At 49.2% G+C, this 9,461-nt stretch carries 10 protein-coding genes and 1 pseudogene; 10 read left to right on the top strand and 1 reads right to left on the bottom strand.

The window, feature by feature from the left end:
• Positions 1 to 297 precede the first annotated feature (297 nt).
• From yqaB to luxS, 4 genes and pseudogenes are all read left to right on the top strand, one after another.
• Positions 298 to 864: a fructose-1-phosphate/6-phosphogluconate phosphatase gene (gene yqaB, locus ACTBDZ_RS12310; protein WP_438815518.1), complete on the top strand. Its 567-nt coding sequence runs from the start codon at positions 298 to 300 to the stop codon at positions 862 to 864.
• Positions 861 to 1,288: pseudogene (locus ACTBDZ_RS12305) on the top strand (YqaA family protein). Before yqaB ends, ACTBDZ_RS12305 begins: the two are co-directional and overlap by 4 nt.
• A 79-nt stretch (positions 1,289 to 1,367) precedes the next feature.
• Positions 1,368 to 2,927, top strand: coding sequence for a glutamate--cysteine ligase (gshA, locus tag ACTBDZ_RS12300; protein ID WP_438815517.1), 1,560 nt, complete (start codon positions 1,368 to 1,370; stop codon positions 2,925 to 2,927).
• A gap of 171 nt (positions 2,928 to 3,098) precedes the next feature.
• Complete coding sequence (gene luxS, locus ACTBDZ_RS12295; protein ID WP_438815516.1) at positions 3,099 to 3,614, top strand: S-ribosylhomocysteine lyase; 516 nt, start codon at positions 3,099 to 3,101, stop codon at positions 3,612 to 3,614.
• A gap of 66 nt (positions 3,615 to 3,680) precedes the next feature.
• On the opposite strand, the gene ACTBDZ_RS12290 is transcribed toward luxS, so the two are convergent.
• Entirely contained in the window at positions 3,681 to 4,475 is a 795-nt protein-coding gene (locus tag ACTBDZ_RS12290) for a cytochrome C assembly family protein (protein WP_438815519.1), read from the bottom strand.
• Between the two features lie 187 nt (positions 4,476 to 4,662).
• Between ACTBDZ_RS12290 and ffh the strand changes: the two genes are divergently transcribed.
• The 6 genes from ffh to ACTBDZ_RS12260 all read left to right on the top strand — a co-directional run bounded on the left by ffh (position 4,663) and on the right by ACTBDZ_RS12260 (position 9,324).
• Entirely contained in the window at positions 4,663 to 6,024 is a 1,362-nt protein-coding gene (ffh, locus tag ACTBDZ_RS12285) for a signal recognition particle protein (RefSeq protein ID WP_438815515.1), read from the top strand.
• A 147-nt stretch (positions 6,025 to 6,171) separates the two neighbouring features.
• A complete protein-coding gene (rpsP, locus tag ACTBDZ_RS12280; protein ID WP_438815514.1) occupies positions 6,172 to 6,456 on the top strand; it encodes a 30S ribosomal protein S16 in 285 nt (94 codons plus the stop codon).
• Positions 6,440 to 6,988 (top strand): ribosome maturation factor RimM, encoded by a 549-nt coding sequence (gene rimM, locus ACTBDZ_RS12275; RefSeq protein WP_222157880.1) that lies wholly within the window; start codon positions 6,440 to 6,442, stop codon positions 6,986 to 6,988. Before rpsP ends, rimM begins: the two co-directional genes overlap by 17 nt.
• A gap of 38 nt (positions 6,989 to 7,026) precedes the next feature.
• Entirely contained in the window at positions 7,027 to 7,782 is a 756-nt protein-coding gene (gene trmD, locus ACTBDZ_RS12270) for a tRNA (guanosine(37)-N1)-methyltransferase TrmD (protein WP_438815513.1), read from the top strand.
• Between the two features lie 59 nt (positions 7,783 to 7,841).
• On the top strand, positions 7,842 to 8,189 hold the full coding sequence (rplS, locus tag ACTBDZ_RS12265) for a 50S ribosomal protein L19 (RefSeq protein ID WP_222157879.1): 348 nt from the start codon (positions 7,842 to 7,844) through the stop codon (positions 8,187 to 8,189).
• Between the two features lie 151 nt (positions 8,190 to 8,340).
• Positions 8,341 to 9,324 (top strand): hypothetical protein, encoded by a 984-nt coding sequence (locus ACTBDZ_RS12260; RefSeq protein WP_438815512.1) that lies wholly within the window; start codon positions 8,341 to 8,343, stop codon positions 9,322 to 9,324.
• The last annotated feature ends 137 nt before the right edge of the window (positions 9,325 to 9,461 follow it).

Below are 9,461 nucleotides of genomic sequence, written 5' to 3'. Positions count from 1 at the left end.
CACGCCAATGGCAACATTACTTGATGGTAAACGGGTCTGGGCAGAAAAAAATCTGAACCAGATTTAATCTGACAGACACCTGTATAAATAACCGGTAACTGTCAGATCAGGTCTGAGCTAGTACATCCCATACTTTCCCTTTGATTTTATCCCCAGCGTTACCTGCACTCGGCTGATTCACCCTTGCTAACCGCTTATACACCGATAACCTTGCTTTTTGTGGTTTTATTGAACCAGCGACATCATTTTGACTTTGCGCTAAAGTAACGGCTCTTTTGCGCTATTCACGGAGTCACGATGTACGATCGTTATCAAGGTCTTATTTTTGATATGGATGGCACCATCCTCGATACTGAGCCCACACACCGCGCCGCCTGGCATAACATTCTGGGCAAGTACGGTATGACCTATGATGCTCAAGAAATGGTGGCGTACAATGGGGCTCCCATTGAGAAAATCGCAGCGGTGATCCTGGCTCGGCATAACGTGGATATGGACCCAAAGGCGCTGGCGACTGAAAAGCTGGCGCTGGTGGAAGAGATGCTGTTTGATACGGTTAAGCCGCTGCCCTTGATTGACGTGGTGAAAGCGTATCAGGGACGTCGACCTATGGCGGTTGGCACCGGTAGCCCACGTCATCTGGCTGACAGGCTGCTACGTCATCTTGGCTTGCGCGACTACTTTGTTGGTATTGTCGGCGCGGAGGATGTACTGCATCATAAACCGTTTCCTGACACCTTCCTGCGCTGCGCCCAGCTCATGCGGGTAGAGCCTGAAACCTGCGTCGTATTTGAAGATGCGGATTTTGGCATTCAGGCAGCGCAGCGCGCAAACATGGCTGTTGTCGATGTGCGCACGCTGTGAGTGCCTTCTGGGGACTGGTTTCTCTCTTCTGGAGTAGTTTTCTCAGCGCGACATTATTACCCGGCAGCTCTGAAGTGCTGCTGGTCTCTTTATTGTGGCGAAGGTTACTGGCGCGGTGCCGCTGATTGTCGTGGCAACAATAGGCAATACGCTGGGCGGTATGACCAATCTGGTGCTGGGGCGTATTCTGCCACAGCCAAAACCGCGTACCGGCACGTTGACGGCGCTACGCTGGTTGCAGCGTTATGGTCTGGCGGCGCTTTTGTTGAGTTGGGTACCGATTATTGGCGACGTGCTATGCGTAGCAGCGGGATGGCTGCGCATGCCGTGGTTGTACTCCACGCTTTTTATCTGTATCGGGAAAGCGCTGCGTTATATCGTGGTGGCCATCGTGGCATTACAAGGAATGACTTTGTGGTCATAACGTGTAGCACTGTATTTTAGTAGAGATGATACGATTTCATTATGCGAACAATCATTACATCTAACAGCGGGAGGTCGATTTGATACCGGATATATCACAAGCGTTGACCTGGCTTGAACATCACCCTGATGCGGTGAAGGGGATTCAACGCGGTATTGAACGCGAAACGTTACGCGTACAGCCCAATGGACATTTGGCACAGACAGGGCACCCAGAAAATTTAGGGGCGGCATTAACCCATCCCTGGATCACAACGGATTTCGCAGAATCCTTATTAGAATTTATTACGCCTGTTGATCGGGACGTCGATCACCTGTTGGCATTCTTACAGGACATTCACCGCTATGTCGCGCGTAACATCGGTTCTGAGCGGTTATGGCCGTTTAGCATGCCGTGTTTTATTCCCGATGAGACAAATATCGAGCTGGCTCAGTACGGCACATCGAACGTTGGCCGGTTTAAAACGCTCTACCGTGAGGGGTTGAAAAACCGCTATAGGGCGTTGATGCAGACCATTTCCGGCGTGCATTACAACTTTTCACTGCCGCTGGCATTCTGGCAAGTGCGGGCGGGCGTGGCTGACGCTGAAAGTGGTAAGCAGGAGATATCCGCCGGTTATTTTCGTTTGATCCGTAACTACTACCGTTTCGGATGGATGATTCCTTATCTGTTTGGCGCATCGCCCGCCATCTGCTCTTCTTTTTTGCAGGGGCGTGAAACGGCATTGCCGTTTGAACGTGGCGAAAACGGGCTCTATTATCTTCCCTACGCGACCTCGTTGCGTTTGAGCGATCTGGGCTACACCAACAAATCACAGAGCAATCTGGGCATCACGTTTAATACGCTGGATGGATATGTGGCAGCGCTGAAGCGTGCGATTAAAACGCCGTCAGCGGAATATGCCGCGATGGGGGTTAAACAAGGCGATCGCTACTTGCAGCTCAATACCAACGTGTTGCAGATCGAAAATGAGCTGTATGCGCCGATCCGTCCTAAACGTGTAACTCGCAGTGGCGAAACGCCCTCTGATGCGCTGATGCGCGGCGGCATTGAGTATATTGAAGTACGCTCACTGGATATCAATCCCTTCACGCCGTCAGGGGTCAGCGCCGAGCAGGTGCGTTTCCTCGATCTGTTCCTGATCTGGTGCGCACTGGCTGATGCGCCGGAAATGGATAGTGCAGAACTGCAATGTACCCGTAAAAACTGGAACCGTATTATTCTGGAAGGGCGTAAACCGGGGTTGACCGTCGGTATGGGAAGTGAAACGCGGCAGCAGCCATTGGCCGATGTCGGACATGCCTTGTTCCGCGATCTGCGCCGCGTGGCAGAAGTGCTGGATAGAGAACATGAACAGCCCTATTATCAGCAGGTCTGCGACGAACTGAGCGTAGGGTTCGATAAACCGGAAAACACGTTCTCCGGGCGTCTGTTGCCGCTATTGAAAGCGCAGGGCTGCGGTAATCTTGGCTTGACGTTGGCAGACCATTATCGTGAGCAACTCAGTCAAGAGCCTTTAGCGGTGTTGACGGAGGCGCAGTTTGTTGCCGAGAGTGAACGCGCCTGGCAAAAACAGCGTGCGCTGGAAGCGCAAGATACGCTGTCGTTCGAGGCCTATCTGGCTGCGACTCAGGCTTGAGCGGACAGTAGATAAAGAAAAGGCCACGGTATAAGCCGTGGCCGAAAAACCTCTCTGAGAAATAGGGATGATGATAATAAATGCGCGTCTTTCATAGAGTCAGACTCGTTGGGAACCAAAAAGTTTCTTGGAAAGATGAAAAAAGTCATTTTTTTATGAGGAGGTGGCAACATGCCGTTATTAGATAGCTTCACCGTAGACCATACCCGCATGGCAGCACCGGCGGTTCGAGTGGCTAAAACCATGACAACCCCTCATGGCGACACCATTACCGTGTTCGATCTGCGTTTCTGTCGCCCGAATAAAGAGGTGATGCCGGAGCGCGGTATTCATACGCTGGAGCACCTGTTTGCCGGTTTCATGCGCAACCATCTCAACGGTGATGGCGTTGAAATTATCGATATTTCTCCGATGGGCTGCCGCACGGGATTCTACATGAGCCTGATTGGCACACCGGCAGAGCAACGCGTGGCTAAAGCCTGGAGCGCGGCGATGGAGGATGTGCTCAAAGTGACCGATCAACGCAAAATCCCTGAGCTGAACGAGTTCCAGTGCGGCACCTATGAGATGCACTCTCTGGAAGAGGCTCAGGACATTGCACGCCATATTCTGGCGCATCCGATTGGCGTCAACCAGAACGACGATCTGGCGTTACCGAAAGATAAACTGGCAGAATTGCATATCTAAAAAAACAAAAAAGGCACCCTTCACCAGGTGCCTTTTTTGTTTGCATATCGTCACAGATGAAGCGTATTACTGTGCAACAAAGTGCTGGATAACACGACTGCCGAAGTAGGCCAGCGTCAGTAACAGTGTGCCCACCATGCTGAACCATACCACGCGGCGTCCGCGCCACCCTTCATGGTAATGCCCCCACAGCAGCAGAATATAGTTGAACCAGGAAAACAGGGAGAACAGCGCCTTGTGAAGATTCTCTTTGTTCTCGATGATGTTATCCATGTAAAACAAACCGCTGCACAACGTCATCGTCAGCAGGATGACGCCAATTTGCGTGACATGAAACATCTTGCGCTCAATGCTCAACAGCGGCGGCATTTCTGAAACTATGCTCAACTTTTTGTTTTTGAGCAGATAATCGATCAGTGCTAATTGCAGCGCATAGAGCGCGGCAATAATCAGGGTGGCATAAGAGAACAACGCCAGCCCGATATGGAACAGCAGCCCCAGCGTTTTTTCCAGATGCGTTATAAACTCGCCGGGCAAAAAGCTGGCAAAGGCCAGATTAATAAGCGCAAACGCGTAAACGATAGGCAACAGAAACCAGCCACGATTGCGCGATGCAACAACCGTCATCACGGTGCATATCATCAAGCTGATGGTAGACCCGATATTCAACAGGCTAAGATTTTGCCCGGTTTGCACATCAAAAATGCGGTGATAGAGCGTAATGGCGTGGCAGATCAGGGCCACAGTCGCAGAGATCATCGCCAACCGGCGGTAGGCACTCTGTTTGCGCAATAGGCCAGGAATAATCAGTCCCAGGCTGATTGAATAGGCGACTAACGCTGTAATGGCAAAGAGTGGCATAGTGATCAACACATTGAGCGGCTGCTGAAGTGATAGGGAGTGCCAGTATAGCGGTTGTCTCGTCACGCACCAACCGGTTATCGTCGCGCTTCACAGCAATCGTTTCGTCTTTCATGGTATAATCAGCCATATTTGTCCAGAGTGTCGCGTATGCGGCCCGCCTTTCGTTGAGCACAAGATCAAGATAATGTTTGATAACTTAACTGACAGACTCTCGCGCACATTGCGCAACATCAGTGGCCGCGGACGGTTGACTGAAGACAACATCAAAGACACCCTGCGCGAAGTGCGTATGGCCTTACTTGAAGCCGATGTGGCGCTCCCTGTGGTGCGTGATTTTATCAGCCGGGTCAAGGAAAGTGCCGTCGGGCATGAGGTAAACAAAAGCCTGTCGCCGGGCCAGGAATTCATCAAGATCGTCAAAAACGAACTTGTTGCTGCGATGGGAGAAACCAACGAAGCCCTGAATCTGGCAGCTCAACCGCCGGCCGTGGTGTTGATGGCTGGTTTGCAAGGGGCGGGTAAAACCACCAGTGTGGGTAAGTTGGGCAAGTTCCTGCGTGAGAAGCACAAGAAGAAAGTGCTGGTGGTTTCCGCGGACGTATACCGCCCTGCGGCGATCAAACAGTTGGAAACCCTGGCTCAAACGGTCGAGGTGGATTTCTTCCCCTCCGACGCGCACGAAAAACCGCTTGATATCGTTAACCGCGCGCTGCAACACGCCAAACTGAAGTTTTACGATGTGCTGCTGGTGGATACGGCCGGCCGTCTGCACGTTGACGAAGCGATGATGGATGAAATCAAGCAGGTGCATGCGGCCATCAAGCCTGTTGAAACACTGTTTGTGGTTGACGCCATGACCGGTCAGGATGCGGCCAATACCGCAAAAGCCTTTAATGAGGCACTGCCGCTTACCGGTGTGATTTTGACTAAAATTGATGGTGATGCGCGCGGCGGTGCGGCGCTGTCAATTCGTCATATTACCGGCAAACCGATCAAATTCCTCGGCGTTGGCGAAAAGACAGAAGCCTTGGAACCGTTCCATCCCGAACGTATTGCGTCGCGTATTCTCGGTATGGGGGATGTGCTTTCCCTGATCGAAGATATTGAAAGCAAGGTTGACCGCTCTCAGGCGGAAAAACTGGCGAAAAAGCTGAAGAAGGGGGATGGCTTTGATTTAACCGACTTCCTCGATCAGCTTAAGCAGATGCGTAACATGGGCGGCATGGCCAGCATGATGAGCAAGCTGCCGGGCGTGGGACAGTTGCCGGACAACGTGAAATCTCAAATGGATGACAAGGTGCTGGTGCGTATGGAAGCCATCATCAACTCGATGACGCAGCAGGAACGTGCCAAGCCGGAAATCATCAAAGGGTCACGCAAGCGTCGTATCGCCACCGGGTCAGGCATGCAGGTGCAAGACGTCAACCGTTTGTTAAAGCAGTTTGACGACATGCAGCGTATGATGAAAAAGATGAAAAATGGCGGTATGGCAAAAATGATGCGTAGCATGAAAGGCATGATGCCGCCGGGTTTCCCGGGGCGTTAAGAGCGATTTTTTTGCTCTTGGCAGCGCAAGTTGACGCTTTAGATTGCTTTTTGCGCCAAAATGAGTAAAATTTTCGGGCTTTTTATATGACACCCGGGCCCCGTTCCTCGATGGGGCCCGGCTGTTTTATTAACTAAAGAGGATGTTATGGTAACAATTCGTTTGGCACGTGGCGGCGCGAAAAAACGCCCGTTCTATCAAGTCGTCGTGACTGACAGCCGCAATGCACGCGACGGTCGTTTCATCGAGCGCGTCGGTTTCTTCAACCCGATCGCAGCCGGTAAAGCCGAAGCTCTGCGTCTGGATCTGGACCGTATTGCACATTGGGTTGGCCAAGGTGCAACTATCTCTGATCGCGTTTCTGCGCTGATCAAAGATGCTAAAAAAAGCTGCGTAATCTGCTGCGGTGGTGACAATGAGCAAGCAACTTAACCCGTCATCCCCTGTTAATCCCATCGTGATGGGAAAAATGGGGTCAACGTATGGTATTCGGGGTTGGCTCAGAGTGTTTTCCTCCACCGAAGAAACCGAAAGCATTTTTGATTACCAGCCTTGGTATATCCAGTCTCAGGGATCTTGGCAGATTGTCGAGATCGAAAGCTGGAAACACCACAATCAGGATCTGATCATCAAAGTAAAAGGTGTTGATGATCGCGATGCGGCAAATTTATTAACGAACGCTGAGATCGTTGTAGATTCTGCACAGCTTCCTGATTTGGAGGAAGGTGATTATTACTGGAAGGATCTTTTTGGCTGCGAAGTCATTACATCTGCGGGATATCAGCTGGGCAAAGTCATAGATATGATGGAAACCGGTTCTAATGATGTGCTGGTGGTCAAAGCTAACCTGAAAGATGCCTTCGGCGCGAAGGAACGGTTGATTCCGTTTCTGACCGGACAGGTTATCAAGCACGTAGACCTTTCTACGAAAACGATTGAAGTAGATTGGGACCCGAGTTTTTGAGCTCTGAATCAAACGAACGAACTGAGTGGAACGAAAAAATGTGGATTGGGGTGATTAGCCTGTTTCCAGAGATGTTTCGCGCAGTGGTTGATTATGGAGTCACTGGTCGGGCAGTAAAAAATGGCCTGCTGAACGTAACGTGTTGGAATCCTCGTGATTTCACCTACGATCGGCACCGTACCGTGGACGATCGCCCTTATGGTGGCGGCCCCGGTATGCTGATGATGGTGCAACCCTTGCGGGATGCCATTCATGAAGCAAAGGCCGCGGCAGGCGACGGTGCCAGGGTGATTTATTTATCACCGCAGGGCCGTAAGCTGGATCAACAGGGCGTACGGCAGCTCGCAACGCATCAGAAACTGATTCTGGTGTGTGGCCGGTATGAAGGGATTGACGAGCGCGTAATCAGAACCGAAATTGATGAAGAATGGTCAATCGGGGATTACGTTCTCAGTGGCGGTGAGTTGCCTGCAATGGTGCTTATCGACTCGGTATCTCGTTTTATTCCCGGCGTGCTGGGGCATGAATCTTCTGCGGAAGAGGACTCCTTTGCGGATGGGCTGTTGGATTGTCCGCACTTCACTCGTCCTGAAGTGCTGGAAGGCGTGGAGGTTCCCCCGGTGTTACTGTCGGGAAACCATGCTGAAATACGTCGCTGGCGATTAAAGCAGTCGCTTGGCCGAACCTGGCTTAGAAGACCTGAACTTCTGAAAAGCCTAGCTCTGACTGACGAGCAAACGGCGTTGCTGACTGAGTTCCAGCGTGAACATCAGTCCGAGCAACGAGAGGATTAGGGCGTTGCATTTCGGTGCGCGTACCCATGTATCAGTTTACCTAGGGTAAGAGACATATTATGAGCAACATTATTAAGCAGCTTGAACAAGAGCAGATGAAACAGGACGTACCTGCATTTCGTCCGGGTGATTCCGTTGAAGTGAAGGTATGGGTCGTTGAAGGTAGCAAAAAACGTCTGCAGGCATTCGAGGGCGTGGTTATCGCTATTCGTAACCGCGGTCTGCACTCTGCATTCACTGTTCGCAAAATTTCTAACGGCGAAGGCGTAGAGCGTGTATTCCAGACTCACTCTCCGGTTGTTGACAGCATCACTGTGAAACGTCGTGGTGCAGTACGCCAGGCTAAACTGTATTACCTGCGTGAGCGCACTGGTAAGTCTGCTCGTATCAAAGAGCGTCTTAACTAAGATTTCGCTAACGCGACATCCAAAAGCTTTTAGTTACGAAGGGTTTAGCCAATGGCCAAACCCTTTTTTATTGAGGTAATTAGCTGATGGTGTCGCTACGGTGTAAGGGTACATTGTATGAAATAGTGAATGTCATCAATATAGAGGGTGCATGAATACAATTTTATCTTTGCAAACCGGACTCAACGCTGATCTGAATTATTACAAAACCAGTGAGCATAGCATTATTAATGATGCCATTTTATCACCAGAAAATAGTGTTAACTTTAGCTATGAAGGAAGGGTTCTATTAGCGATTGTTACTCTCGGTGTAATCTATGTTGTTATAAAATTATTAGAAGATTACAGACAGAATAAAGTAAGAACTGATGTTTTATCAATAACCACGACATTGTTAAACAGTATTGAACGTTTGGATGAGTCTGCCTATGAAGAGAAAAAAATAAGAATTTCACTTTCAAATGGAAATGAGATTGTATTTACGGAGAGATGTAACTCGAGTGGCTATTGCACTGTAATAGAAGAAAAAAAACCAAGGGCTTTACACGTTGGTAAATATAATGAAAAAAAGGCATACATTTATAAAAGCTTTAAAGAGATAAAAGAAACGCTTGTTCAGGATATTATTTCTCATAAAGATCATTATAGTTATAAAGAAGATGCGCTGATTGATGTGGCTACTTACCTTAAGCAGAAAAGCGAAAATGCCATGAAGGATAAGGAGCTTGGAAGTCATATTATTCAAGCCAATAAAATAACGCACCCTGTTATTTTTAATAAAAAAAATATTGGTGTAAAGCTCAGGGAGGAACATGTTCCTGGCTATACAACGTTCACTTTTTTGAGTAAGAAAAATATGTTCTCTAGTCGAGAACATATTGTATTGGGCGTTGCAACATCATGTGGACGTGAGTTTGTGCTGAGTGCATCTTCAGGTGATGATCGAAATATTTATTCTGATAAAAATGTAAAGTATATAAAGCTAGGCTTGACGGGGGGGGATAAAATTGAAGATGTTTTCGAAAATTTAGTGTCAGAGTTAAAAAAAACTGATTCCAGTAAGCGCGACTTTGTTGAGATCTTGCGCTGTCTGTATCCAAAAATATCAATACCCCTACTTTCTAGTGTGGCATAGTGTTATTGTATGATATGTACTAGCTCAGACCTGATCTGACAGTTACCGGTTATTTATACAGGTGTCTGTCAGATTAAATCTGGTTCAGATTTTTTTCTGCCCAGACCCGTTTACCATCAAGTAATGTTGCCATTGGC

The sequence above is a fragment of the Symbiopectobacterium sp. genome, assembly GCF_051710365.1.
Lineage (GTDB): Bacteria > Pseudomonadota > Gammaproteobacteria > Enterobacterales > Enterobacteriaceae > Symbiopectobacterium.
This window is presented reverse-complemented; position numbering and strand designations above follow the sequence as displayed.

Excerpts from the sequence above, each read along its gene's own strand:
- yqaB (WP_438815518.1), top strand. The coding sequence starts at position 298 with ATGTACGATCGTTATCAAGGTCTTATTTTTGATATGGATGGCACCATC.
- luxS (WP_438815516.1), top strand. The coding sequence starts at position 3,099 with ATGCCGTTATTAGATAGCTTCACCGTAGACCATACCCGCATGGCAGCA.
- ACTBDZ_RS12290 (WP_438815519.1), bottom strand. The coding sequence starts at position 4,475 with ATGCCACTCTTTGCCATTACAGCGTTAGTCGCCTATTCAATCAGCCTG.
- ffh (WP_438815515.1), top strand. The coding sequence starts at position 4,663 with ATGTTTGATAACTTAACTGACAGACTCTCGCGCACATTGCGCAACATC.
- rpsP (WP_438815514.1), top strand. The coding sequence starts at position 6,172 with ATGGTAACAATTCGTTTGGCACGTGGCGGCGCGAAAAAACGCCCGTTC.
- rimM (WP_222157880.1), top strand. The coding sequence starts at position 6,440 with ATGAGCAAGCAACTTAACCCGTCATCCCCTGTTAATCCCATCGTGATG.
- trmD (WP_438815513.1), top strand. The coding sequence starts at position 7,027 with ATGTGGATTGGGGTGATTAGCCTGTTTCCAGAGATGTTTCGCGCAGTG.
- rplS (WP_222157879.1), top strand. The coding sequence starts at position 7,842 with ATGAGCAACATTATTAAGCAGCTTGAACAAGAGCAGATGAAACAGGAC.
- ACTBDZ_RS12260 (WP_438815512.1), top strand. The coding sequence starts at position 8,341 with ATGAATACAATTTTATCTTTGCAAACCGGACTCAACGCTGATCTGAAT.